The 24,369-nt window shown below is 40.2% G+C and carries 23 protein-coding genes and 5 pseudogenes; 3 read left to right on the forward strand and 25 right to left on the reverse strand.

The features are described from left to right. Window positions 1-123 precede the first annotated feature (123 nt). From EGX73_RS02380 to EGX73_RS02445, 15 genes and pseudogenes are all read right to left on the reverse strand, one after another. Window positions 124-1,098 (reverse strand): SIS domain-containing protein, encoded by a 975-nt coding sequence (locus EGX73_RS02380; RefSeq protein ID WP_081131921.1) that lies wholly within the window; start codon window positions 1,096-1,098, stop codon window positions 124-126. Between the two features lie 45 nt (window positions 1,099-1,143). Continuing rightward, entirely contained in the window at window positions 1,144-1,956 is an 813-nt protein-coding gene (locus tag EGX73_RS02385) for a PTS system mannose/fructose/sorbose family transporter subunit IID (protein WP_060813856.1), read from the reverse strand. A gap of 12 nt (window positions 1,957-1,968) precedes the next feature. After that, window positions 1,969-2,736, reverse strand: coding sequence for a PTS sugar transporter subunit IIC (locus EGX73_RS02390; RefSeq protein WP_021150456.1), 768 nt, complete (start codon window positions 2,734-2,736; stop codon window positions 1,969-1,971). Between the two features lie 12 nt (window positions 2,737-2,748). Next, window positions 2,749-3,219 (reverse strand): PTS sugar transporter subunit IIB, encoded by a 471-nt coding sequence (locus EGX73_RS02395; protein ID WP_081131919.1) that lies wholly within the window; start codon window positions 3,217-3,219, stop codon window positions 2,749-2,751. Beyond that, the gene (locus EGX73_RS02400) at window positions 3,216-3,632 is read right to left on the reverse strand and encodes a PTS sugar transporter subunit IIA (protein WP_003125473.1); all 417 of its coding nucleotides are present in this window, start codon (window positions 3,630-3,632) and stop codon (window positions 3,216-3,218) included. Before EGX73_RS02400 ends, EGX73_RS02395 begins: the two co-directional genes overlap by 4 nt. A 365-nt stretch (window positions 3,633-3,997) precedes the next feature. Beyond that, the gene (locus EGX73_RS02405) at window positions 3,998-4,684 is read right to left on the reverse strand and encodes an ABC transporter ATP-binding protein (RefSeq protein ID WP_253764183.1); all 687 of its coding nucleotides are present in this window, start codon (window positions 4,682-4,684) and stop codon (window positions 3,998-4,000) included. After that, window positions 4,629-4,961 (reverse strand): ATP-binding cassette domain-containing protein, encoded by a 333-nt coding sequence (locus tag EGX73_RS16120; RefSeq protein WP_253764184.1) that lies wholly within the window; start codon window positions 4,959-4,961, stop codon window positions 4,629-4,631. Before EGX73_RS16120 ends, EGX73_RS02405 begins: the two co-directional genes overlap by 56 nt. Then, window positions 4,945-6,105 (reverse strand): ABC transporter ATP-binding protein, encoded by a 1,161-nt coding sequence (locus tag EGX73_RS02410; RefSeq protein WP_005470401.1) that lies wholly within the window; start codon window positions 6,103-6,105, stop codon window positions 4,945-4,947. The genes EGX73_RS16120 and EGX73_RS02410 overlap by 17 nt, the downstream gene beginning before the upstream one ends. Further along, window positions 6,098-6,958: an ABC transporter permease gene (locus tag EGX73_RS02415; RefSeq protein WP_005470399.1), complete on the reverse strand. Its 861-nt coding sequence runs from the start codon at window positions 6,956-6,958 to the stop codon at window positions 6,098-6,100. Before EGX73_RS02415 ends, EGX73_RS02410 begins: the two co-directional genes overlap by 8 nt. After that, window positions 6,955-7,935: an ABC transporter permease gene (locus EGX73_RS02420; protein WP_003125468.1), complete on the reverse strand. Its 981-nt coding sequence runs from the start codon at window positions 7,933-7,935 to the stop codon at window positions 6,955-6,957. Before EGX73_RS02420 ends, EGX73_RS02415 begins: the two co-directional genes overlap by 4 nt. A gap of 32 nt (window positions 7,936-7,967) precedes the next feature. Next, the gene (locus tag EGX73_RS02425; protein ID WP_005470397.1) at window positions 7,968-9,773 is read right to left on the reverse strand and encodes an ABC transporter substrate-binding protein; all 1,806 of its coding nucleotides are present in this window, start codon (window positions 9,771-9,773) and stop codon (window positions 7,968-7,970) included. Window positions 9,774-10,488: 715 nt separating this feature from the next. Further along, window positions 10,489-10,962 carry a hypothetical protein gene (locus EGX73_RS02430; protein ID WP_003125466.1) on the reverse strand — a complete coding sequence of 158 codons (474 nt, stop codon included), beginning with the start codon at window positions 10,960-10,962 and terminating at the stop codon, window positions 10,489-10,491. Window positions 10,963-11,187: 225 nt separating this feature from the next. Next, window positions 11,188-11,313, reverse strand: a pseudogene (locus EGX73_RS02435) (MazG-like family protein); the annotation flags it as partial. 13 nt (window positions 11,314-11,326) lie between these two features. Further along, the gene (locus EGX73_RS02440) at window positions 11,327-12,049 is read right to left on the reverse strand and encodes an ABC transporter ATP-binding protein (protein WP_003125465.1); all 723 of its coding nucleotides are present in this window, start codon (window positions 12,047-12,049) and stop codon (window positions 11,327-11,329) included. Window positions 12,050-12,242: 193 nt separating this feature from the next. Then, window positions 12,243-12,935, reverse strand: a complete 693-nt coding sequence (locus tag EGX73_RS02445) for a MurR/RpiR family transcriptional regulator (protein ID WP_096710774.1) — start codon at window positions 12,933-12,935, stop codon at window positions 12,243-12,245. Between the two features lie 40 nt (window positions 12,936-12,975). Between EGX73_RS02445 and EGX73_RS02450 the strand changes: the two genes are divergently transcribed. Further along, window positions 12,976-13,593 carry a hypothetical protein gene (locus EGX73_RS02450; protein WP_003125462.1) on the forward strand — a complete coding sequence of 206 codons (618 nt, stop codon included), beginning with the start codon at window positions 12,976-12,978 and terminating at the stop codon, window positions 13,591-13,593. Window positions 13,594-13,604: 11 nt separating this feature from the next. After that, window positions 13,605-14,906, forward strand: coding sequence for a PTS sugar transporter subunit IIC (locus EGX73_RS02455; RefSeq protein ID WP_029486393.1), 1,302 nt, complete (start codon window positions 13,605-13,607; stop codon window positions 14,904-14,906). Between the two features lie 166 nt (window positions 14,907-15,072). Here EGX73_RS02455 and EGX73_RS02460 read toward each other — a convergent pair. From EGX73_RS02460 to EGX73_RS15895, 3 genes and pseudogenes are all read right to left on the reverse strand, one after another. Beyond that, window positions 15,073-15,500: pseudogene (locus tag EGX73_RS02460) on the reverse strand (VOC family protein). Window positions 15,501-15,530: 30 nt separating this feature from the next. Beyond that, on the reverse strand, window positions 15,531-15,878 hold the full coding sequence (locus EGX73_RS02465) for an RNHCP domain-containing protein (protein ID WP_117474467.1): 348 nt from the start codon (window positions 15,876-15,878) through the stop codon (window positions 15,531-15,533). A 479-nt stretch (window positions 15,879-16,357) separates the two neighbouring features. Further along, on the reverse strand, window positions 16,358-16,522 hold the full coding sequence (locus EGX73_RS15895; protein ID WP_003125452.1) for a hypothetical protein: 165 nt from the start codon (window positions 16,520-16,522) through the stop codon (window positions 16,358-16,360). A 157-nt stretch (window positions 16,523-16,679) separates the two neighbouring features. Here EGX73_RS15895 and EGX73_RS02470 point away from each other — a divergent pair. Then, window positions 16,680-18,092: pseudogene (locus EGX73_RS02470) on the forward strand (IS3 family transposase). 107 nt (window positions 18,093-18,199) lie between these two features. Here EGX73_RS02470 and EGX73_RS02475 read toward each other — a convergent pair. The 7 genes and pseudogenes from EGX73_RS02475 to EGX73_RS02515 all read right to left on the reverse strand — a co-directional run bounded on the left by EGX73_RS02475 (window position 18,200) and on the right by EGX73_RS02515 (window position 24,365). Next, complete coding sequence (locus tag EGX73_RS02475) at window positions 18,200-18,820, reverse strand: CadD family cadmium resistance transporter (RefSeq protein ID WP_005237707.1); 621 nt, start codon at window positions 18,818-18,820, stop codon at window positions 18,200-18,202. An 814-nt stretch (window positions 18,821-19,634) separates the two neighbouring features. Continuing rightward, complete coding sequence (locus EGX73_RS02485; RefSeq protein WP_005225225.1) at window positions 19,635-20,327, reverse strand: Crp/Fnr family transcriptional regulator; 693 nt, start codon at window positions 20,325-20,327, stop codon at window positions 19,635-19,637. Window positions 20,328-20,343: 16 nt separating this feature from the next. Then, window positions 20,344-20,895: pseudogene (locus tag EGX73_RS02490) on the reverse strand (DNA starvation/stationary phase protection protein). A gap of 1 nt (window position 20,896) precedes the next feature. Next, the gene (locus EGX73_RS02495; protein ID WP_003125446.1) at window positions 20,897-21,133 is read right to left on the reverse strand and encodes a heavy-metal-associated domain-containing protein; all 237 of its coding nucleotides are present in this window, start codon (window positions 21,131-21,133) and stop codon (window positions 20,897-20,899) included. Window positions 21,134-21,196: 63 nt separating this feature from the next. After that, window positions 21,197-21,794 (reverse strand): annotated as a pseudogene (locus tag EGX73_RS02500) (HAD-IC family P-type ATPase); the annotation flags it as partial. A gap of 113 nt (window positions 21,795-21,907) precedes the next feature. Beyond that, window positions 21,908-23,812, reverse strand: a complete 1,905-nt coding sequence (locus EGX73_RS02505; RefSeq protein ID WP_086268992.1) for a heavy metal translocating P-type ATPase — start codon at window positions 23,810-23,812, stop codon at window positions 21,908-21,910. Window positions 23,813-24,131: 319 nt separating this feature from the next. Next, the gene (locus EGX73_RS02515; protein ID WP_003125439.1) at window positions 24,132-24,365 is read right to left on the reverse strand and encodes a heavy-metal-associated domain-containing protein; all 234 of its coding nucleotides are present in this window, start codon (window positions 24,363-24,365) and stop codon (window positions 24,132-24,134) included. Between the last annotated feature and the right edge of the window lie 4 nt (window positions 24,366-24,369).

A 24,369-nucleotide genomic window follows, 5' to 3' on the forward strand; every position in this document is an offset into this window, starting at 1 on the left:
AGGGATGGTACTATTCCAACAAATCCTCTCGCGACACTGTCACGAGAGGCCTCCATCTTTGCGATTGTTGGGATCATTTCGTCGGTTATTGACTTCAATCACCATTTTTTAGTAAGTTCTTTATTAGTAAGTTAGTTTCCACATGTAACGTCTTTTCGTCAAAGGATGTTCTCTTGCTTCAGAAAGTTCTTCTGCATAGACTCTAAACACAGCGGTGATCACAAATGGGTTGAAGTAATCAAGCACTTCTTTGCTGATATGAGCCGACAAGCCATAGTCTAAAGCATCGACTACTTCTGTTTTCGTATCAAAGCGTTCTAAGAAGGTTAATGCCCGCGCATCGATCTCTCTGGTTTTTCCATCATTCATCAATAAGATAAACGGTACATCTTTGTCCACGATCTCGAAAGGACCATGGAAAAATTCGCCAGAATGGAATGTACCTGAATGGATCCATTGCATTTCCATCAGCAAGCAAATCGACGTGGAATAAGCCACTTCATGGGTCGCACCGCTACTCATCACATAAATGACTGGTTCATCTTTGAAGCGTTGAGCGAAAGCTTTTGCTTGCTTGCGGGCAGATTCGGCGCTCTTTTGTGATAAATCATAGATAGTAGCAAAGCCTGCCATCATGGCATCATAGTGTTCATATCCTTCGATTTGATGAAGCAATTCAACTGCCAATTCCAAACAGAAGCCGGTCTTCTCCAGTTTTGCGGCATAATTTTCTGCAAAGCGATGGTAGATAACATAATCTGCATCTTTTGTTAACGGTGAATCTACGCTTCGTGTTAAACTAATGACAGTGGCACCTTTTTCTTTCGCAACTGCATTTGCTTCAACGGTTTCAGGAGTCGTACCTCCTAAAGAAGCTGAAATAACGACAGTCGTTTCATCAAGGGAAGCAGGTGTCGCATGATTGAATTCGTTGGCTGTATAATGACTGATCCGTAATTGCTTCGCATTTTGGTCGAGAAAATACTTAGCTGGATATAGGTCTGCTTTAGAGGCGCCGCAGCCAACGAAGACAATCGATTTTACCTCTTTCTCTTTGACAATTTCTTGGACAATTTGTTTTGGATTCATTGAATGAATTCCTCCTTTAAATTTTTAACCATAAACCATAAATGGTTGGTTCACTTATGCAAGTATTCCTAAAAGACTCATCACGATCCCACCGATCAAACAGATTGCTAACATCCACCCTGTTTTCACTTTTTTCTGCAACAGCCAATACATCAAGAACGTGATGCCTAATGGCAGAATCTGAGGCATGACATTATCTAAGACATCCTGTAGCACGAATGCTTCACTCATTTGAATCGGTGTCGTAATCCCGATCATACTGGCGATCATGGAGCCAATTACCATCAATCCTACAATGGAGCAAATGTACATCACCTTGTCCATCAAGCCTTCTTGATAAAGTTTGGCCAAATACTTGTTTCCCATGGTATAGCCGATCTTGCCCCCATAATAAGTCACAAAAAAGGATGGCAAGAAGGAAACGATCATGGCTAAGATTGGGCCCAAGATACTGCCTTGCTGGGCTAGGTTGATTCCTAGACCAAATGCCAATACGCGAATGGTTCCTTGAAAGAAGGAATCACCCACCCCTGATAACGGTCCCATCAAAGAAGTCTTCACCGCACTAATAGATTCCGGATTGAAACTAACTGGATCTTCGTAATATTGTTCTTCCATCGATGAAGCTAATCCTAGAACAAAGGCACTTGTTTGCGGCGTACAGTTGTAGTACATCATGTGTCGTTCGTAGGCCTCTTTTTTTCTTTGCTCATCTTCAGGATTCTTATAGATGGCATCCAAAATCGGTGCGATACCATACATAAAGCCCATATTCATCTGTCTTTCATAGTTCCAAGACGCTTGAATCGCCCAGGAACGCCAGAAAAACTGACGATATTTCCATGCATTTGGATCTTTCTTTTTCATGAATGAACCTCCTTATAAGTCATCTAATGGATCTGGTTCTTGCGGCTTGCCTGCTCGATTTCCTACTTGAACCATGACAAAAGCCACAATACAAGCAAAGGCCGCAACTCCAGTCACACTTAAACCAGAATAAGCCGTGATCAAGAACCCTAGAAATAGAAATGCGACCATTTTTTTCGTCAGCATCGTTTGCAGCAACAACGCAAACCCATAAGCTGGCAAAATCTTACTAGCCACCGTCAAGCCATCTGTCAGCCATTGCGGAATAGCCTCAACGACTTGTGTGACTAAGTTCGTGCCAAAATAAATGGCCATGAATATCGGAATGAAATACATCAGTGCGTATAAGCCCGTCCCATAGAAAATATGAATTCTTCGGGCTTGATTAAACTTCCCTTGCTCAATAAATTTGTCTGCCGCGTGTGTCAAATTCGATAAAATCGTTCGCATGAGAATCCCGAGCATTTGTCCTAAAACAGAGATTGGAATCGCAATCGTCAATGCAGCCTCTGCATTGGCATTTGATAAAATAGCAAAAGATGTCGCAATGATCGACGCCATATTCATGTCCGGTGGTGCTGCCGCTCCAATATTGACAAGTCCCAAAGACATCAATTCCAATGAGGCACCGACGATCAACCCTTTTTCCAAATCTCCTAACGCTAGACCAACTAATGTACTAACGATCAAAGGTCGCTCAAAGTTCAACCTTCCCAACAGCCGTGAATCCAAAATACAAAAAACACCAATTAAACCTAATACAATCGACCGAATGAGCATTTTTTTCCTCCTTTATAGCATTGTATTTAAATCCTCTTTCTTAGAGGTTGGTACCTGCTGCATATACTGCACGATCCCCAGATCTTTCATTTTGCGTGCATCTTCTGCTTCCGCATCTGTCAAAAAAATGGCATTGCTGTATTGCTTTGAACCGGCTTTTTTGATGATTCCGCCATAATTGATCTCTTTGACTTTAGGATATGCTTCGATAAATCGCCGCGTCTCATGGGTATTCCCAAAAATGATCATGATGTTTTCGGCGAGTTGTTCGATCTTAGGCATTTTAGCAATTAGTTGATCCGTTGCTAAAATCGTCAGCTTGATACCCGCCGGTTTGGAAAGATTCAACGACATCTTCTTGAATTCATCATTGGCAGCTTCATCGTTTGCGACAATAATGCGGTTGATATTAAAAAACTTACTCCAAGAAAAAACAACCTGACCATGTAACAAACGATGGTCGATCCGTACTAATTTGATCATAATTCATCCTCCTCTGCTGTTGCTTCGACTAGTAATTTCTTACAATTCACAATAGATTGCTGACTTTCCTGAATAATAGCTGCTAATTCTTCTTGCGAGACTCGGTTGACTTGTGTCGCAAGCGTGATCACCAATGGAAGATTCATTCCAGCGATCAGTTCCAAATCGGGGTGCTCTTGAACGACCCTCAGCAGGTCGTTGTTGACACTCCCTCCAAGAATATCTGTAAGAATATACGTGTCTGCCAAGTCTACTTTGGCTAATATATTCTGAATTTGCTCTGTCATCGGTTGATCTTCGTCTCGAAAAGCAGATAATGCATAAATGTTCGAATGATCTCCTATAATCATTGCAGCAGTCTGTTTTAATCCTTGAGATAACTCTCCATGGCTTGCTAGAATGATTGTTGCCATATCATTAACCCTCCTGTCTGTTTACACCTTTCTATAAGCAAAAGGCGTGCCAACTTCATAAAGCGCTGTCATAGCAAGGATTCTATCAGCATTCAACACTGGGAAAAAGCGTGCTGAGAGAGTGTTGGGCGGGAGTGTTGGAGGGCAGTATTGGAGAGAACATTAGAAGGAAGTCTTAGTTTATTGCAACTCTTGGTGTAACGACTTGCTGCCAAACCAACCGCTGATAAACTGATAAACCAAAAAAGCGTCTAGACAAGCAAATCATTGCCTAGGCGCTTTTCTTAAAAGATAAATGTTGTATCACTGTCCATCAAACAGAACACTTCTTTACGGGTATATGCTTGCGGTTTGCTGCATGATAATCACTGAAAACTTTCTTCGATCTCATTTAGATGAAAACAAGCAACTTCCGCCGCCCCTTGTTGGATCAATCGGGGTTTTTGCATGTGGCATTTTTCTGTCGCGTAGATGCAGCGAGGATGAAAAATGCAGCCAGTTGGTAATTGCTTGATGTCAGGAATATCCATACCTTTCAAAGGCAAATCTGGGACAGTGTATTGCCGGTTAGCGACTCCTTGCGGGACGGCTGCTACTAATGCCCGAAAATATGGATGATTCGGATGATTGGTGGCTTGTCGAATATCACCGACTTCCATCACTTCTCCTAAATACATGACTAAGAGTTTCCCACGATCTGAAATATAACGGGCAGTGGCAAGATCGTGCGTAATATAAACAAAAGAAATTCCATACTTCTGATTCATTCTCCGCAACAACTTCAACAAGGAGATCCTTAGAGACACGTCTACCATTGAAACAGGTTCATCTGCCACGATCAATTCTGGTTCTACAGATAATGCCCGTGCAATCAGTACACGTTGCCGTTGTCCGCCGCTTAACTGATGCGGGTATTTATCAATGAACTGTTCTGTAGGAAATAACCCGACATCGGCTAATAGCCCATGCACTTTCCTTCGCGCTTCATTCTGATCCTTAGCGAATCCATGCTTTCGCATCGCTGCTTGCAGTGAATGGAAAATCGTTTTCAAAGGAATCTTGCTGGATCATTTGCACTTTGAGGCGATACGCCTGATATTCTTTCTTTGTCATCGTGCGCAAGTCTTGACCTTTATAAAGTACCTTTCCCGCTGTAGGTTGATGGAGATCCGTGATCAGCTTTCCTAATGTCGTCTTGCCACAGCCGCTTTCTCCTACTAATGCCAAGCTTTCTCCTGGAGCAAGCGACAAATCGATTCCTCGGAGAATCGCTGGCTCATTTGGCGAAAAAGCTTTGTGGACAGCTACTAATTCAAGTAATGGACTCATGGTCTTCCTCCTGTACCTGTTTGAAGTGGATACATCGCGCAGCTTGTTGTTTACTGACAGGAAAAAGCATATGGCAAGTCTCCTCGCTGCCATCACAAGCAATGCGCACAGCGAAAGGGCATCGTTCTTTAAAGCGGCAGGTCGCGTCCGCTTTAGCTAAATCAAAAGCCACTCCTTGAATCGATGAACGTGTATCAATAGCATCCGTCAAGCTAGGAATTGCCGCCAATAACGCTTTGGTATATGGGTGGGCAGGATGCGTCATGACGGCACTCACCTCGCCTACTTCTACCAGTTGTCCAGCATACATCACAGCAATACGGTCTACCATTGAACTAACAATTGATAGATCATGGGTAAGAAAAACAATCGTAATTCCTTTCTCTTGATTGATTTTCCGCAAAATAGCCAGAATATGCCATTGAGTAATCACGTCCAACGCTGTCGTAGGTTCATCAAGAATAATCACCTGCGGGTCAAGCAGCAAACTTAATGCAATCAGCACTCGCTGCTTCATCCCGCCGCTTAATTCAAAGGGATACATTTTTCTGACTCCTTGATCTAATCGCACATATTGCAGCAAATCATTGATTTTGGCATCCAGTAGAGCATCGCCCGTTTTTTGATGGGCTACTGCTGTTTCATAGAAATGTTCCTCTACTGTTAAGATCGGATTCAACGCACTTTGTGCCGCCTGGAAAACCGTTGCGATCTCCCGCCAGCGGTAACGATTCCCTTCCTGTGAAGGCAAGGAAAGAAAGTCAACTGCCTCCCCAGATTGCCAATAATATACTTGTCCAGCCAGTATTTCTCCTGGCTCATCAATCAAGTTTAAAAGGCCAAAAGCCAATGTGGACTTTCCGCTGCCGCTCTCACCAATGATTCCCAGAATCTCTCCTTTTTCAATCGTTAACGATACTCGATCCACTGCATTGATCGTTCCACGATCCATCTGCTTCAAAAGCATCTCCGAAGCTTCTGATCCCCCTCGTTCTCCATGCGCGTTTGAACCTGCTGGCTTTAGTTGATTCTTTCGTGACGGCTTGTCAGGATTCCGACTGATTCGCCATTTTGATCTACTTTTCGAAGTTGCGTGACGACGAAACCCTATAGTTAGCTGGTTTGCTTCAAGTATCTTACCCATCGATCTCACTCCTAATCCTTGGATTAAAGGCATCTTCTAATCCTTTTGAAAAAAGAAAGCAGGCTGACTGGAAAACAACGATGCCAACGATCGGTGTAATCAAATAAATAGCAGCTGAGGATCCAAACATGGCACCGGTTTTGGTCATTGCCAAATTCAGCATGATTCCCCAATGCTCCCCTTTGAAAGGTGCCAATCCAAGCAACATCAAGCCGACAGAAGCAAGAACCGATGCCCGCATGATCAAGACAAAATTGATTGCAATATAAGGGATCAGACTAGGTAAAATATCTTGCCGAATCATATATCCCTTAGACATTCCCAAAAGCCGGCTAGCCAGAATGTACTCACTTCCCCGCAATGTCATGACCTGACTCCGAACGCTGCGAGCTAACCCTGCCCAGTTCCAAATCGCCAAAAGAAAACCAAAAGCCAGAACATTTCCCGCACTGATCACCAAAGAAAGTGCCATAAGTACGGGAAAAGAAGGAATCGTCAAAACAACATTCGTGAGGAACATCAAGAGTTTATCTGTTGCTCCTCCCACAAATCCCGCAACAATGCCAATCGACATCCCAATCAAAATCGAGAAAAAACCTGAAAATAAGGCAATTAGGACGACATCCCTCGTTCCTAAAATAAACTGCAGCAATGTATCTCTACCAGTAAAATCGGTTCCTAAAGGATGTTGCAAAGAGGGACCTAATAATCGATTGGTATAATCTGCGGGCAAGTCGCCAATCAGCCATTGCCCAAAAAGAGCGAAACCAACTAAAATCAGTAATAAATACATTCCAACAGCCGCTTGACGATTTGCACGAATCACTTTGATAAAAGAAGACAATTGTTTCATTCTGTCTGCCTCCTTAATCGAGGATCCAAATAGCCATATAGTGTATCTACAATGACATTGGCACCAACTACTGTGACAATGATCATAAAGAACATCCCTTGCATCAAAGGAATATCACGCACCGCAATAGCTGTGTTCAAGTAATAGCCCAATCCTGGATAAGAAAAGATGTTCTCAATCAAAGGCGCACCGCCCAATAAAAGACCAAAAGTCGTTCCTAATGTAGTAATCATGGGTAAGCGAGCATTCTTACCGACATATTTCTTGCGGATCACACCATCGCTCAACCCACGCGCACGGGCATACTTGATGTATTCTTGGTGCATAACATTCATAGCACTTCCCCGCATATTCAGAATCCAGTTCGCCAAATAAACAACAAAAATGGCGCTGATAGGCAATATCCCATGACGTGCCACACTAATGAGAAACGGAAGGTTCAAACCAACCGTCACTTGTGATCCATAGGCACCGCGGCTCGGCAGCCAGACAAGCTGCACGGCAAACAAAGAGACCAAGAAGAAACCAATGAGGTAATCCGGAAACGAGCCAACCATGGAGGTCAGTGTTTCTGTCACCGTATTTAAGCGTTTATTCTTGGACCATGCAACCATCAAACCGATTCGTGTACCCGCCATGTAAGAAAGAATAGTCGCCACGCCAGCTGAAAAAAGCGTCCAAGGCAATGCACTTAAAACAATGGATAAAACAGGCGTCCGAAAACGAATCGAAGTGCCTAGATCTCCTTTTAAGAGCTGCAGAATGAAATGGCCGATCTGCTGCAGCAATGGCTGAGATGGATCATAATTCAGCATACTGATCGCTCGGCTCATAGCATCCGCTTCTGAGATTCCTTGCGTACTTCGCAGCTCATTTGCCAAAATCGTTACTGGATCGCCAGGCATGATTTTGATAATCAAAAAAGTCATAAAGACGCCTGCGGTTATCGTAAAGAAAACATTCGCTAATTTCTTCATTTCTTATACACGCCTCCTTCCAGTCTATTTGTTTAATCAGTGATTCCCATGCTCTTTCGCAGCGTTCCTTCCGCAATCAATGAAGAAAACATTGATTCACCAACGCCAATAAAGCGTGGGTCTTGAACCAATTGGTTTGCAGGAACTTGAAAGTCGATAGCCGGATTAAGGACACGCACTGGAAAACCTTTTTCTAGATAAGGGATGAACAAGATATGCTCATTTGTCACTGCCATCAATTCTTTGGTGGTCGCAATAAAATCGTCTCCCTCACTGTCAAACAGATGATTCGTTAAAGCGATCACATCAACTTTCCCTTGAGCGTTGGTCAAGTATAATTCTCCTGTTGGCTCCGTTTCAAGCCCGAATAGCCAACTGCGGCCCTTATATAATTGTTCATACGTCCCATAAGGATTGGCATAAAGAATATTAGAAGGCGGGGCAAATTCGATAGCAACAGTGTGCTCTCCATTTCTCAAATACGCATCATAAGAAGCGCCTTCCATTGGCAGAAATGTCACATCAAAGCCAAAACTATTCAATTCATTAACGATCGCTTCTCCCGGCAACAAAGCTGAACCCCAGCCATTATTGCAAGCAAAATCAAAGGCCACTTTATTTCCTTGCGCATCGATCCAGGTATCTTCTTTTGTCCAACCAGCTGCTAATAAGACGGCTTCCGCTTGCTCAACATTGTATTCTCGTGCGGTGAGCTCCGACTGCACCCAATCTGTCAATCCATAAACTTCTTGTAAGGAAAGCGGCAATCCTGTACTCCCCGTCTCACTTGGCATACTGCCGACTTCTGCTAACGGAAGAATTTCATCAGGATTCACCAAATAGGCCACAGCTTCGCGGAAAGCCAGCTCCTGGGCAAAAGCCTGCTTTACATTGAAAACTACGGACATTTGTGAATACTCTGGTAAATAAAATTCAGTAAAATGGTCCAACTTACTTTCAACTTGGCGAATCAAATCTTCTGTCATACCGCCACTGTGCATATCGAGAGTCCCATCGATCATACTGTTGGCAGCTACTTCAGGTGTGACAGCGCGAATAATCGTTAATGAATCGATGCCAGTCTCTTGATAAAAATGTTCATTCTTCTCCAAGACTGCTTCACTGGTAGAAAGAGCAGCAATCGTAAATGCGCCCGAACCAACCATATCTGTCACTTGCGGCATATATCCTTCCAATTCTTCATTAAGGATTTGTAATTGTTCATTTCCTGCTTCTGAATACCAATACGTATTGGTCTCATCATGCCATTCCCGCTCTGCATCAGCGATGCCTTGATATTGCTGTGCCCAATCACCGTATTCCTCGAAACGAGCAGCTACCTTTACATCAGTCAGTAGATTCAGCATCAAGTGACTTTCATTTTTAAAATAAAACGCCACTGTTTGCTCATCCGGGACTTCAATTTTCTCTAAAAATTCCCAAATCTGTTTCTTACCAACCCACATTTGGTAGCTGGTCAGTACATCTTGGGCAGTGATGTCGCTGCCATCACTCCATTTGATACCTTCCTTCAGTGTGATATTGATCACATTTTGATCAATGCTGTAACTCGAAGCTAGCCTAGGCTTGAAATTCTCGCCGCCTTCACCTACTGGGGTGAATGAAAACAACGCTTCTTGCACATAAGGTTCAATCCCACCACCAATAAAACCACTAATATAGGGATTGCCATGGGCAGTTGGCGGAACAACATAATCGCCATTGATCACTAATGTTTGAGAGTCCTGCGCTGTTTGATCGGTCTCCTTTGTTTCTTCTCCACAGGCCGTTAAGAGAAAGAATGCACCCAAGCAAACCAGCCCTTTGAATTTTTTCATGTGTTCACTCCTCAGCTAATATGATCCCTGTTGATCCGATAACGATTGACGGATTGTCTCCAATGACTATCGGATCAACCATAGGTGAATAGAAACCAAGGCTTGCCAACTTCTGGACCTAGGATAGAAGGATTGTTCACCCGACGAATGTAACGACTTACTATTCGTTCAGCTATGACTACCTATTTATCAGTAAGCATTATCATTACGAGGCTTTTATGCCTGCCATTTGTCAAAAACGATTCTGCGCATGAATGTTTAGACAACAAAAAAGGCATCGGACAAGACTGTCCAATGCCTTTGACATAGCAAAATAAGCGTCTAGCATCCCGCGAAAATTTACCAAAAAAACACCCCGCTACTAGAAATGAAGGGAAATTTTGGGTACAATAAACACGTTGATGCCGATGGCGTTCAACTATGGCAACTTGATTGGTCATCTTGGTTAAAGTGCTGACTGATCAGGGCCTCGCCGCTCTGCGCCAACAGAGTTGCGAGGTGCCTATTTTTTTGGTTTCTATTCGGTTATAAGTGTAGCCGATTTTGGAAGGGGTTGCAAGCGAACATCAGAGGAAAAACGAACAAAACATTCAAAATATGGCAGTATTTTATTGAGATATGGAGATTATCCTTGATATTTCTATTGTTTTAACAAGAATCAAACGGATGTACAGGACTTGCTGCTCTTCTTTTAAGAACACAAACCGTAGGGCAGTTACTGGTCTTTGTTTTGTTCCTTCTTTCGCAGTGCTTCGTCTAATAAGTAAATCACAGTCAAATATTTATCCTTCTCTTTATTAAAAGGAATACGCAAGTAATACCCAGCAATGAGAACCAACAACAAAAACACAGGTAATGTGAATTCTGGACTTTTTATTTCGAATGTCAAAGCCAACATAGCTAAGATAATCGATAACGCAGACATCGAGTAGGACATTTTGTCATATGATGTAAGCAGCTCTTTCTCTGTATTAGAAAAACGTGTGCTCCAAAATCGCAAAATAAACGCATCTTCTTCCGCAACCCTATCAATCAGTTCTACTAATTCTGCTTTTGTGCGCGCTTGTTTTACATGCGTGTATAAGATATCTTTTACCACTTTTCTTTGATTCTTTTTTGTATAGAAATCAAACAAAATTTCTGATAAACAATACTGAGCGTTGTTCTTTGGTCTAAACTTCTTTAACATCTACTTCCTCCTTTGGTATTATAATCGCAGCATACCATAAATATTTAATATCAAACTATATAATTTTATCAAAAAGTTAAACTAATTTTTCATTGCCTGCAACTCCATTTCATTGGATTTACCAACCTAAATAATACTATGTAAATGTTACTCCTAGTATGACTCTCTACACAAAAAGAGACCAAGGATCCTTCCGATTCTGGTCTCTTACGTAAAAGCTATTACTCACAACTCGCGGTATTTCTTCTTGGAATCCTTGCTTTGTTCCACCGGATATTTCACCGCATTTTTCTGCAGTTTCTCTTTGATGATCTCATCAACATCCAGCTTTAGATTATCCGCCAGCATATAAATGTTTTCATTCCTACACTTCCTCCCCAACAAGCGTCAAGAAAGCCTCTTCGAGATTCTTCTTATTCACTTTTAATAGAATATCAGCTACCGTCCCGCTGGCAACTTCTTTGCCTTTGTTTAACACGAGAATCCGATCACACAGCGTTTCCACTTCATCCATGTAATGAGAGGTCAGAAAGATAGTGACCCCCTTGTCTTTCAAAGCGAGCAAGTATCGCCAAACCTCGCGCCTGGCCTGGGGGTCCAGTCCGGTTGTCAATTCATCCAAAAAAATGATTTGCGGATTCCCCATGATAGCCAAAAGGATACATAGCTTCTGTTTCTCGCCCCCCGATAATGTTCCGAGAAATGAATTCAATTTAGAGGCAAGACCAAATTCATGGAGCGCCTGCATCCAGTTTAGCGGGTTTTCGTACAACGAATGGGTGATTTCGCAAATCTCTCTTACCTTTAATTGATTTTGAAAGGCAGATTCTTGGAATTGGACCCCTACATACTGAAACAGTCGTTTCCGTTCAGCCTTAGGATCTCTTCCCAAAAGCGAGATCCTTGCCGAATCACATTTTTGTGTGCCCAAAATACAATCGATCGTCGTGGATTTCCCTGCCCCGTTATGTCCTAACAAACCAAAGATGGTGCCCTTTTCGACTGTGAAACTAAGATCATCAATCACTCGTTTCTCCCCAAATGTTTTGCACAATCCATGAACCTGTATCGCTGCTTGTTTGCTCATACATTCCCTCCCATCTGATCTGGACTCAGTTTAGCCGAAAATCAAACAATGATGGGATAGTGGAGGGAATGGAAATTTTTTTCTAAACAAGTTTGCAAATTCCTAAACATGTTCAGAACAAAGGGAAAACACTTACATTTCAAAAGAGATTCTTTATACTAGGTTTTGAAGAAACAGTGGCCACATCGTTCTTCTATTCAAAAATAGCCTTCAGTGCTGCACTTAGCAAAAGCTCAAATTGGTTCAGTGTTGTGCCAAAGAAAAGATTCGGTTGGTAATCGGAGATTCTTTGGGGAGTATATGTTTCTGTACTAATGGTCAGTGTGGCTAGGCTGCCGATTTTTGAATTTTTTTGACCAACAAAAGCAATCACATCGATATGGTGGTCGTTAGCCATTTTCGCTAGCTCAGCTAACCGAACTGTATCCCCAGAATTAGAAATAATAACGAGCAGAATGTCTTGCTGCACTTGCTGTCTAAGAAATTCCAGATGGCTATTGGCAGTCGCACGAAAGCCATATAAATTAAGAGATTCCGAAAAATAATTGGCGAGATTCTGAGAGAAACCGGAGCCAAGGATCATGATGCGCTTGTTGCGATACTCAGAGAGTAAATCGATAAATGCCGCCTTTTCCTCATTGGAGAAAGTGCTTGGCATCGCAATGTCCGATTGGCTGTTACCTAGTGCAAAAACCAACTCGCTATAACCGGAATAGCCAATTTTCTTGGCCATATTGATGATTGTTGCTGTAGAGACATAGGTTGCTTTAGCCACATCACGAATCCCGATTGTTTTTAATGACTGTCGATTTTTTTTCATAAAACGCAAGACTTCTGCTTCTGAATCATTCAGTTGGTATTTATCTATAAGCATTTCAACATCCATAAGATCCACCTCAAATTTTATCAATTAGGAGTATTATATCATGACAGAAACGAAATTTATTCAAGATCCCTGGGCAAAAATGACGACCCGCAACGGCTTACGCGGAGATGAAGTTATCTCGGCATTGCAAAAATCGATTCGTCGAGGCAAAGAAAAAGAGGCGTGTGAATTTGCCTATGAAATGTATATCACCTCACCGCAATTTGAAGAAAAACTGTGGAGAAGATTACTAGCGATCAGTGTTGAAGATGTAGGTATGGGAAATCCAATGGCTGCCATTATGATCAATAACTTAAACACGATGCGCAAGGAATTCCAATACAACGAATCCGACCGGGCGATGTATTTCTTCCATGCGATTCGTTACTTATGCCAGTCGGAAAAAGACCGCTCATCAGACTTACTCAAGAATATTGTGATCAAGAGTTTCGCGATGGGCTATGTTCCAGAAATTCCTGATATTGCCTTGGATAAACATACTGTCCGCGGACAGGAAATGGGCCGTGGTTCCGAACATTTCTTACATGAAGCCAGCAAAGTAATCCCACAAGCAAAAGTCACTAATGACTACAAAGAACAATACGAAAAAATCATCGAGAACTATGATCCAGATCACGTTGTGCCAAGCGCGTTTTCATTCAATCCTTGGCAAGTATAGGAGGAAGTTACATGGAAAACTCTGCATTTATCATGAAGCTGAATGACGTCCTAAGCCCCATCGCAGCAAAAATCGGCAATCAGCGCCACTTAAAAGCTATATCCAGCGGTATGATGTTTGGACTACCCTTTATTGTTATCGGTTCTTTTTTTCTAATCTTTGCCAACCCACCCATCAACATGGATCAGTACCATCCTGAAACAGCCAATATCTTTATGACATTTATGGCTGGCTGGAAAGATTTCGCTGTAGCAAATTATGATCTCATCACCGCGCCTTATCAATTGACGATGGGCATCATTGGTTTCATCAGCGTCTTTGGGATTGCCTTCTCTCTTGCAAATGAATACAAAATCAACCCTTCCATGAATGGTATGGTTGCATCCGTCATTTTTCTAATGGTTTGTACACCAGTAAAAGAAGGCGCGATCAGCCTCAATTTTCTAGGAACAAACGGACTCTTCGTCGCAATCATCATCGGCTTGTTAGTGGTAGAAATCAATCGTTTGTTTGAAGTGAAACAGATCAAATTGAAACTGCCAGATACCGTTCCACCCATGGTGGCAACCTTCATCAATATGCTCGTTCCGCTGTTGACAAATATCATCATCTTCTATGGGATCAATTTGATCTTCTTAGCAGCAACAAACAAAATCTTTCCTGAAGCAGTGATGGAAGTTCTGACTCCTGCAACGAACATCGCTGGCAGTCTCGGCGGTTTCTTGTTGATCGTGACTTTGGGCAACATCTTATGGCTGTTTGGCATCAACGGTTCTTCAATCATCTTTCCCATCGTCTTTACACTGGGAATGGCTCAAACTGGCTTGAATGCCGAGCAAATGGCAAATGGCGAAACCATGACACACTTAATGAACTTACAAATGTTTCGGATTTCAGTCCTTGGCGGAGCTGGTGGTACTTTGGGATTGGTTTTATTGATGATGCGAAGCAAAGTTCCCGAATATCGCACCATCGGAAAATTATCCTTGATTCCTGGAATCTGCTCCATCAACGAACCAGTGATCTTTGGCTTACCAATCGTTTTTAATCCCATTCTAGCAATCCCATTTTTGGTCACTCCGATCATTTCGTTATTGCTGACCTACTTTGCTCAGAGTCTTGGATGGATCGGAATTGGCTTTATTGTTGATCCTTCCTTCACACCGTTTTTTGCACAAGCTTATCTTTCAAGTATGGACTGGCGCAACATTCTCTTTTGCCTACTGTTGATCGTCATCAGTATCTTCATATATTATCCATTCTTTAAAGTAATGGAGAACAATAAGACAAAATTAGTCGATCAAAATCTATAACCATTCTTCGTAACAAAAACTAGAACAGCTAAATGATTTTGCTTTATACTAAAAAAAAGACAAATCCTTTCCCATTCATCGAATCAACTCGATTCGAATCAGAAAAGGATTTGTCTTTTTTGGTTAAAACTCCTTCATTTAAAAGACCTGAAAAGTCAGCACAGGTTTAGGCATAATGAAAGATTTCAAAGCGGAGGCCTTCTGGCGTCTCAAAGAATAGTGCATAATAATTAGGCGCGATCCGTTCTTTGTATTCCATTGGTTTCCCATGAAGAATCTTTACTCCTAGTGCTTTGATTTTTGGATAGATCGCGTCTACGGCTTCCCTGCTTTCTGCTTTAAAAGCAATGTGTTGGAGGGAACCAGGCTTTCTAGAATCAATTGTCTCATTGATCCATTCTTGCTTTGGCGAACAGATCCCAAAATCAAAGGTATCACTCAAATACTCTACTACTTCCATGTCGGCATGTTCGAGATAGCCTGAATATTTCTTTTGAACATCAAAACCTAACAAATGGAACAATTGATCATAAAAGGGTTCCGCTTTTTTTCATCGTTGACAGTAATTTGAATGTGGTGGATTTGATACATCAGTGGCTCTCCTTTCGTTATAAACCAAAACAGTTAACAGTTCTCGATAGCAAAGGGTGGGTACTGAATCGCTCTTGTCGCCAAGTGAATGAGTTTTTCCTGATTGTCGTCAGCCGCAATTCGATTCGTCTTTAGAGTACCACAATTTCGGCAACGGTGAATGATTGCCCATTCGCCATCCTCCTTGGACCAAATACTGATAGGATCCATCTTCCCTCGGCACAAAGAAGCTCGGTCTCCGGGAAGAGTATCCGCATGAAGACTCGTTAAACAGTGGGGACAGTGGTTGCGATGCTGACTACCTGCATTTTCAGGATTTACCGGTCGACCGCATTCTTCACAGATAAAACTGTCAAAACAATTGAAAGTAACTCTAACAATTTTTAAATTGTTCTATCAGTTTCCTTGAAGGTGGTTTACGATCAATTTTCTAAATACTTAGTTTATTTAGTATAAGAAAGTTTAAACTTTACATATATTTTTCTTGTACAAGGATTAGTTCTTCTTGTCTATGATAAAATTTATTAAACAGTTTGAAAGTAAAAACTATTCAAAGAAAGTGGGCGATAACAATGGGATTTTGGTATTTTTTAACGTTAGCTGTCGGTATAACTTTGTTGATCATAAGTGTTTCAAATAAAGAAGTATCTAGATCAACCAAATTCGTAATAGCCTGTTTTGTTTTAGGGATCTTGTTAGTCATAGGTAGTCTACTTTTATTTTTACCAGGCAGCTCTTCGATTATTGAGCAACTACTTCAACTAAATTAGCTTCGTTATTAAAAGCCGACTTTCTAAAAAAAGAAAATCGGTTTTTATTTGTACTGGTCGAAAAAAATTTTTCTACGGCTGGTTCTGACTTTATTTTAGATCCAGCTGAACGATCAACGGCTCCCCTTCTTGCATTGCTTCATCCAACATTAAAGAATAAACATCGGCATCCTCTTTCGTGATACGTAACTGTTGCGCACTCATTTCGCCAGCACCCACTTCTTGAATACGCATCATTTGGTTCTCTGGATCCACGCTAAGTCCTCCATTCTTTGGTTTGGCGAATTAGCGGTAAAAAAACGTATCTGGGGTTTGAAGTTAGGATTCAAAAAAATATAAGAAAAGCCCCATTTATGAAGCGCCCCCCCAAAAGTTAGACCAAAAAATCTAACTTTTGGGGGTCGTTATTTGTATGGCAAAATATCCTTTTGAATTAAAACTAAAAATCGTTAAAGAATATCTTAGTGACGTGGGCGGATATCGGTATCTTGCCAACAAATACGGTATTTCAAGCAAGTCTCAAGTAAGTAATTGGGTGAATGTCTATCGTGAATACGGAGAGGAAGGTCTATTGAGAAAGCATCAAAATCAGAAATATTCTGTTCAATTTAAGTTAAATGCGCTAGAGTTATATCAAACAAGTGAGATGTCCTATCGAGAAGTTGCTAGCACTTTAGAAATGAACAACCCTGCGCTTATTGCCAATTGGATGCGTAATTTCAGAGAAGCAGGTATTGAGGGGCTCTCAAAAGAGAAAGGGCGACCACTTACTTTGACTAGAAAAAAAGAAAACAAAAAAGAAAAATACAACAACTGAAGAACGCGATCGTATCAAGGCATTAGAAAAGCAAGTCCGATCCCTTCAAATTGAGAATGCCTTTTTAAAAGAGTTGAGGAAGCTGCGAAAACAGGAAGCCCAGCAAAGACGCAAGAATCAATCGCACGAATCATCGCCAGCCTCCGAGGATCATTCAAACTAGTTGAGCTTCTTGAAACATTGAAATTTCCTAAAGCAACCTATATGTATTGGCAGAAACGGTTTGACAGACCAAACCCAGACCAAGAAATTGAAGAAAAAATGCTTGAAATTCGCAAAGATCATAAAGATTACGGCTGTCTGCGACTAAAAAAAGAATTAGAGAATCAAGGGATTCATGTCAATAAAAAGAAGATTCAACGTCTGATAAAAAAACTAGGTATCGAAGTAAAGTCTTACACTCGAAAATCTCGACGGTACAATTCTTATCGTGGGAAGGTTGGCACTGTCGCCAAAAATCGTATTCATCGTCGGTTTTATACAAATATCTGTCACCAAAAAATTACAACTGATACCACAGAGTTTAAGTATTATGAAGTAGACACCACAGGTGTCGTTCGTCAGAAAAAGCTGTATTTAGATCCTTTCATGGATTTCTACAATAGTGAAATTCTATCTTATCGGATTTCTGAAAAACCAAACGCACTAGCCATAATGGAAGGATTAGAAGAAGCAATCCAGATGACAAATGATTGTCCATTTCGTAGAACCTTCCATTCAGATCAAGGATGGGCCTATCAAATGAATGCTTATAAGAATAAATTGAAGCAGCATAAAATCTTCCAGAGTATGTCTCGTAAAGGGAATTGTTTAGATAACTCACCTATGGAAAACTTCTTTGGTTTATTAAAGCAAGAGATTTTTCACGGAGAAGTCTATCGGAGTTTAGATGAATTGAAAACAAAAATTGACCAATATATCTATTATTACAACCATAAACGCATCAAAAAGAAATTAAATTGGCGAAGTCCGGTTCAGTTTCGAGAAGCTGTAAAAACAGCTGTCTAACAGTTAATCTTATCATACAAAAAAGGAGTGGATTTCTCCACTCCATAAAAGTCTAACTTTTTGGGATCACTACATTAAGGGGCTTTCCATTTAAGGGGCTTTTTTATCTATAAAATAAAGTTCAGAAAAGTCTCTATCGTGCCACTTTCATACATGATGTATAGTCCAAGTGGAATGAATACTAAGGGCACAATGATTCGCTCGTATTTTTCAATTGTCTCGGATATTAACGGAATAGAGGATAGCACCCGACTAAGCTCGCAAAAGATAATTATGCCGATTGCAAACACAAGCAACGCCACGAGGGTCTGTGACCAATCTAACGAAGCAAAATAAGGTATATAGATACCTAAATTATCTCCGCCAGACGCAATTGTCAGCAATGTAACTGTCCAAAACAGTTGATTTGCCTTGCTTTGTTCTAATCTTTCAATAATTTCTTCCTCTTCTTCTTCCTCACCTTCTCCAACAATTGCAAAGCGAATCCCTAAATAGATAGGGATTAAACCAAGCAATCCAACCATCCATGCTTCAGGCACGAAATTGACGACATAAGCAGCAACTAAACTCGCCCCTACAAGTAAGCCTGTGCCTAGATATTGCCCCGCATAAATATGCCATTTCTGTTTATTCTGTGATAGCTGTGCAAATAAAATAATCAATATAATTAAATAATCGATACTGGTGGAAATATAAACACCGATAGCAGATATGATTGTCTGTCCCATAAAAAAACCTCCTGTATTAGTCAGTAATAAATCAGCAGATTTTAGGGGAGCACAGACACATTAATTTAGCTATCGCTAGTGGGTAATATCGAACGTAGGAAAGCATTTTACTCCTCCTCAAAACGTAGTTACAAAGTAGTTTCTAACTGGAATTCGGTGACTACTTGTTTGACTTTCGAATATAAGCCTGCATATTTTGCCAATTTTGTTTGATTTTCCAATCGTTCAATTTGACCGATTTCAACGATTAATTAAGTGGAGTACACCTTTCCAATACCTGGAACACCGGGCAAATATTGATATTCTCGAATGCCGACAAATAATTGCTTGATTGCTTTTCCAAGTCTTTGATGTTCTTTTCAAGCGCACGAATTTCACGTACAAGAACACTTAGAACGACATTGCTGGATTCTTGTGCAAGTCTACCTAACCGATAACTCATGGTAATTGCACGTTGAATGATTTGGCAATTTTTTCTGGATCTTTAAAGTAACCTTTTCCTTCTTCTTGTATTAAGTCACAGAACGCCTCTAAGGCTTCTTTAGCTATAGTCGCTGCATCCGCAATATTTCCATAGTTACTGCAATTCCTTTTACGGTATCTTCACCCATGACAACCATTCTAAAAATTTTCGCTAACTCGTCCATTCCAGCTGGAAAAGAATCCCAAAAATCAATATCATAATTACCATTTTAGGCTTCTAAAACAAAACTACACCAAGAAAGGATATCACCATGGATCATTGTACTAAAAAATTGGGTTCTATGATAAATAGTGTTGGTGACCAATACTATTTGACACAGAACCATTTAACTTAACTTGATGCAAATAATAACTTATCTAAATCAAATATCTCAACATATTTTTGAGTATGCTGTTTAATTAAACCTCTCTCTTCCAATGATGAGAACTTACGACTTATTGTTTCTGGGGTTGTACCCAAGTACGAGGCTAGATCTTTTTTCGACATTGGTAAAGTCACATAAGTATGGTTTTCTTCATCTTCAACGTATTCTGATAGAAAATCAATAATACGAGACTCTACTTGCTCCATACCAACTTGCATCGTTTGCTTTTCTGATACCTGTAAACGTTTCGTAACATCTGATAGTATTCTTCTCATAATTTCTGGGTAAGCGCCTAAATAGTCATCCATATCCTTTTTATGAATTCTACATATGCTCACTTCTGATATTGCTTCAGCATAATTAGAATGGTAACTTTCAGTTTGAAAAATAGCCACTTCTCCCATAAAATCACCAGGATTTAATATGCGTACAGTTTGTTCACGACCAGATTCATTTAAGTTATAAACACGTACACGCCCATTATTTATAATATAAAGTGTGTCATCTTTATCACCATTTCCAAATAACAACGCATTCTTTGCATAATGTACTTCTTGCGCTGATTGCGCAATTAAACTCATTTGTTCTTCATTTAGGTGATTAAAAATCGGAACTAAACGTATACAATCTATATGACTATGGTGGTGATGGTGTGCCATACAACTTTCCTCCTAATTAATCGTTATCTATATAGTCATCATCTTCTAACGCATCCTTGTTAACAAAGGCTTGAAGTTGCCAAATATTTATCTCTAAGTAATCTTTATAACTAATTAGTAAATCTTCTAATGCATCATCTGCTTCTTCTTGTGCTAAACGCATTGCACGAACGGTGAATTCACGATTAGTCCTAAAATCTTCTACTAACTGTATGACCATTTCTTCAGCAGAATAATATTTTTCAGACGGATCTTCAGAAATTATTGTAAATTCCTGAAATTCAGTAGTTGTTGAAGCTGGCTTAAATCCTGAAGCTAGTAAACGTTCTGCAATCTTATCAAACCATGTCTCATTCTCATTGTATAAATTCTCAAAAACACTATGCAATGAATAGAAATTTGTGCCTTATACATACCAATGATATTGATGTAATTTTACATGTAAGGTATGGATATTAGCAAGTATATGATCTGTGACAGCTACAGCATTAATCTTAGTATGATGAATGTGTTCTTTATATGCTTTTTCAGCAGCTAATTTTTCTTGTCTTTCATTTGCTGTTGTCATTTTATACACCTTCCTTTACTTTTGAACTAATAACTGAATATCCTAGGTTTTCAATAGCTCTTTCAATTGTACTCAAATTGACTTGTTCTTCATCAAAATCTACTTTTACCTTACTTGCATTGAACAGTATTTTTACAGAATCTTTTTCTACACCAGCTGTCTGTTTTAAACCACTTTCAATTTTTTGTAAACATGATGGACAAGTTAATGTTTCTAATTTTAATGTTGCTTTAGTCATATCTATCACTCCTTTAAATAAATTATACAGGACATTTCTTTTAAGATAATTGACATAGATCAATTATCTTAATTGATATCTTCTTAATCTCATTGCATTTAAAATAACTACTAAAATACTTGCCTCATGAACTAACATACCTATCGACATAGACATCCATTCACTAAATATTAAACTAACCAATAATATTATCACCACACCAACAGCAATTAGAATATTTTGTCTCATATTCGCATATGTCCCTTTAGCTAAACCTAAAGCATGGGGGAGACGATTAAAATTGGAATTCATTAGAACAATATCTGAACTTTCAATAGCCACATCTGTCCCATTTCCCATAGCAATCCCTACTTCTGCAGTAGCTAGAGAAGGGCTATCGTTCACACCATCACCAATAAAAGCAATAATTTCACCAGTAGACTGTCTTTCTTTTAGAAACGCTTGCTTGTCCTCAGGTAACATATCGCCATGAGCCTCGGTTAATCCTAGCTCCTTTTTAACTAAATTAACTGTGCCTTGATTATCCCCTGATAATACAGTGAGATTTTTAACACCAAGTGATTTTTAATTTTTGTAGGTCTTGTTTAACACCTGCTCGAACTTGGTCACGGATTCCCATTAAAATAATTAACTTACGATCAACTGCCGTTAATACAATACTCTTCTTTTTTTTCAAGAATTCAAAAAAGCGGAAAATCCCAGATTTAAAAATCTGAGTTTCCGCTTTTGTCATTTCAAGGATGGACTATTGTCTCAGCCTCTTCTAATTTATTCTTAAGATATTTTTACTTTCTCTGCAGGTGCTGATACTTCTTTTTGTTCTTTTCGACCTTTCAACTTATACTTCATTAATCTCATGCCATTGAAAATTACCACCAAGATACTACCTTCATGAACCAACATTCCGATAGACATATTCATCCATTCGCTGAAGAAGACGCTGGTCAACAAGACCAACACTACTCCAATTGAAATCACGATATTTTGCTTCATATTATTTGCGGTGGCTTTTACTAATCCTAATGCGTGAGGCAAGTTGCTGAAGTTCGAGTTCATTAAAACGACATCGGATGTTTCAATCGCTACGTCCGTTCCGCTTCCCATTGCGATTCCAATGTCTGCTAAAGCTAAGGACGGACTATCGTTAACGCCATCTCCAACAAAGGCTACAATTTGACCACGTTGTTGAAGTTTTCCGATATAAGCCGATTTGTCTTCCGGCAACATGTGGCCGTGAGCTTCGGTCAAACCAAGTTCGCCGGCGACCACATCAACGGTTCCTTGGTTATCTCCTGAAAGAACGACTAGATTTTTCACGCCCAAGTCTTTTAATTCCTGCAAATTAGCTTTCACACCCGGACGGACTTGATCGCGAATGCCCATCAGTACTTTTAATTCACCGTCGACCGCTGTCAAAACGAGAGAGTTCCCTTGTTGTTCAAACCGTTTGACATCTTTTTGCACTTTTTTGCTGAGAGTGACATTTTCTTTTTCCATCAAGGCCACATTCCCAACAGCCACTCTATGTCCAGCTACACTTGAAACGATTCCGCCGCCTTTCACGACTTCAGTTCCTTCAACAGGATAAAAATTTGTTTCTCCAATTTGATTTAAGACCGCTTTTGCTAATGGATGATCTGATTCCCGTTCCACACTGGCCAGATAGCCAAGCGTTTCAGCAGAATCTTTTTCATACAGTTCAGTCGCTGCAACGGTTGGGTTTCCGACAGTTAAAGTACCTGTCTTATCAAATACAATTGTATCCACATTGCTGAAGTCTTGAATGACTTCACTCCCTTTTAAAAGAACACCGTTACGAGCACCATTCCCGATACCGGCAACGTTTGAGACAGGCACTCCGATAACTAATGCGCCTGGGCAACCTAGAACCAAGATGGTGATTGCTAACTCAATATTTTGACTGAACGCCCATACAACAATTGACAGAACCAAGACAGCTGGTGTGTAGTATTTAGAAAAGCGATCAATGAACCGTTCCGCTTCGGATTTAGAATCTTGTGCTTCTTCCACGAGTTCAATAATTTTTCCAAATGTGGTGTCCTCACCAACTCGGTCAGCTCTGATTTGAATCGTTCCGTTTTCTAAAATGGTTCCTGCAAAAACTTCTGCATCAGCTAGCTTGTTGACCGGAACAGCTTCCCCTGTAATGCTAGCTTCATTGATATGCCCTTCGCCCGTAAGGACTGTGCCATCCACTGGAACTTTCGCACCCGTTTTAACGAGCAAGATATCCCCTTCATCTACATCATCCACTTCTACTTCTTCAAATTCGCCATTATCCATTTGTTTCAAGGCGCTTTCGGGTGCCATTTCAGTCAATTCTTTGATAGCAGATCGCGTTTGGTTCAATGTTCGTTGTTCCAAGTAGTGTCCGAATAAGAATAAGAACGTGACAATAGCCGATTCTTCATAATTTTGAATAAAAAGCGCACCAATCGCTGCAATACTGACTAAGACATCAATACTGATGACTTTGACTTTCATTGCTTGAAACGCTTGAATGGCAATTGGCGTAATCCCAAAGACAGAGGCGATGATCAAAGACCACTCTGAAAGTCCTACGTTTTCTAAAACAAAGTGACTGAAGAAACCGAGTGCGATTAACAATCCACTGATGACGGTGATAACATTTTTCTTGCTTAATATATATTGTTGCATGCTTTTTCCCTCCAAATTTAATTTCTCTTTTATTGATAAACACAGTATAAGATAATTGCCTAAGTAATTAATTGACTGACATCAAGTTTTGAAAAAATACGTGTCCCTTCTCACTATTTTTTTGATCTAACAGCCTCAATGACACTTATTCCTCTTTATAGTTATAACGATACCCTCTTTTTATCGAATAAAAATTTACGGCTATCAAGTTTAGAAAGTTCTCTTTTATCGTTTCTAAGCACCTCGAATCGGATTGCAACAAAAAAGCAATCCCGGAAAAATAGCTTTTCTTCCAGAATTGCCTAGTTCATTTAATCTGTTAAGCGGCCTTGACTTTTGCTTTAAGGACCGGATAGCCTACGTTTTCGATAGCTTTTTGAATCTCTTCAATCGAAGTGACAGCTGAATCAAAATTGGTTTTGACTTTGCTGGAGTTGAATAATACTTTAATGCTGTCTTTATCAATACCGTTAACTGATTTCAAGGCACCTTCAATTTTTTGCATACAACTTGGACAAGACAACGTTTCTAATTGCAATATAGCTTTTTCCATAATT

The sequence above is a fragment of the Enterococcus sp. FDAARGOS_553 genome (genome assembly GCF_003812305.1).
GTDB classification, from domain to species: Bacteria; Bacillota; Bacilli; order Lactobacillales; family Enterococcaceae; genus Enterococcus_D; species Enterococcus_D gallinarum.

What these genes read in the sequence shown, in the direction of transcription:
- EGX73_RS02385 (WP_060813856.1), bottom strand. Translation starts at nt 1,956, where the DNA reads ATGAAAAAGAAAGATCCAAATGCATGGAAATATCGTCAGTTTTTCTGG.
- EGX73_RS02390 (WP_021150456.1), bottom strand. Translation starts at nt 2,736, where the DNA reads ATGCTCATTCGGTCGATTGTATTAGGTTTAATTGGTGTTTTTTGTATT.
- EGX73_RS02395 (WP_081131919.1), bottom strand. Translation starts at nt 3,219, where the DNA reads ATGATCAAATTAGTACGGATCGACCATCGTTTGTTACATGGTCAGGTT.
- EGX73_RS02400 (WP_003125473.1), bottom strand. Translation starts at nt 3,632, where the DNA reads ATGGCAACAATCATTCTAGCAAGCCATGGAGAGTTATCTCAAGGATTA.
- EGX73_RS16120 (WP_253764184.1), bottom strand. Translation starts at nt 4,961, where the DNA reads ATGAGTCCATTACTTGAATTAGTAGCTGTCCACAAAGCTTTTTCGCCA.
- EGX73_RS02410 (WP_005470401.1), bottom strand. Translation starts at nt 6,105, where the DNA reads ATGGGTAAGATACTTGAAGCAAACCAGCTAACTATAGGGTTTCGTCGT.
- EGX73_RS02415 (WP_005470399.1), bottom strand. Translation starts at nt 6,958, where the DNA reads ATGAAACAATTGTCTTCTTTTATCAAAGTGATTCGTGCAAATCGTCAA.
- EGX73_RS02420 (WP_003125468.1), bottom strand. Translation starts at nt 7,935, where the DNA reads ATGAAGAAATTAGCGAATGTTTTCTTTACGATAACCGCAGGCGTCTTT.
- EGX73_RS02425 (WP_005470397.1), bottom strand. Translation starts at nt 9,773, where the DNA reads ATGAAAAAATTCAAAGGGCTGGTTTGCTTGGGTGCATTCTTTCTCTTA.
- EGX73_RS02430 (WP_003125466.1), bottom strand. Translation starts at nt 10,962, where the DNA reads ATGTTAAAGAAGTTTAGACCAAAGAACAACGCTCAGTATTGTTTATCA.
- EGX73_RS02440 (WP_003125465.1), bottom strand. Translation starts at nt 12,049, where the DNA reads ATGAGCAAACAAGCAGCGATACAGGTTCATGGATTGTGCAAAACATTT.
- EGX73_RS02445 (WP_096710774.1), bottom strand. Translation starts at nt 12,935, where the DNA reads ATGGATGTTGAAATGCTTATAGATAAATACCAACTGAATGATTCAGAA.
- EGX73_RS02450 (WP_003125462.1), top strand. Translation starts at nt 12,976, where the DNA reads ATGACAGAAACGAAATTTATTCAAGATCCCTGGGCAAAAATGACGACC.
- EGX73_RS02455 (WP_029486393.1), top strand. Translation starts at nt 13,605, where the DNA reads ATGGAAAACTCTGCATTTATCATGAAGCTGAATGACGTCCTAAGCCCC.
- EGX73_RS02475 (WP_005237707.1), bottom strand. Translation starts at nt 18,820, where the DNA reads ATGGGACAGACAATCATATCTGCTATCGGTGTTTATATTTCCACCAGT.
- EGX73_RS02485 (WP_005225225.1), bottom strand. Translation starts at nt 20,327, where the DNA reads ATGGCACACCATCACCACCATAGTCATATAGATTGTATACGTTTAGTT.
- EGX73_RS02495 (WP_003125446.1), bottom strand. Translation starts at nt 21,133, where the DNA reads ATGACTAAAGCAACATTAAAATTAGAAACATTAACTTGTCCATCATGT.
- EGX73_RS02505 (WP_086268992.1), bottom strand. Translation starts at nt 23,812, where the DNA reads ATGCAACAATATATATTAAGCAAGAAAAATGTTATCACCGTCATCAGT.
- EGX73_RS02515 (WP_003125439.1), bottom strand. Translation starts at nt 24,365, where the DNA reads ATGGAAAAAGCTATATTGCAATTAGAAACGTTGTCTTGTCCAAGTTGT.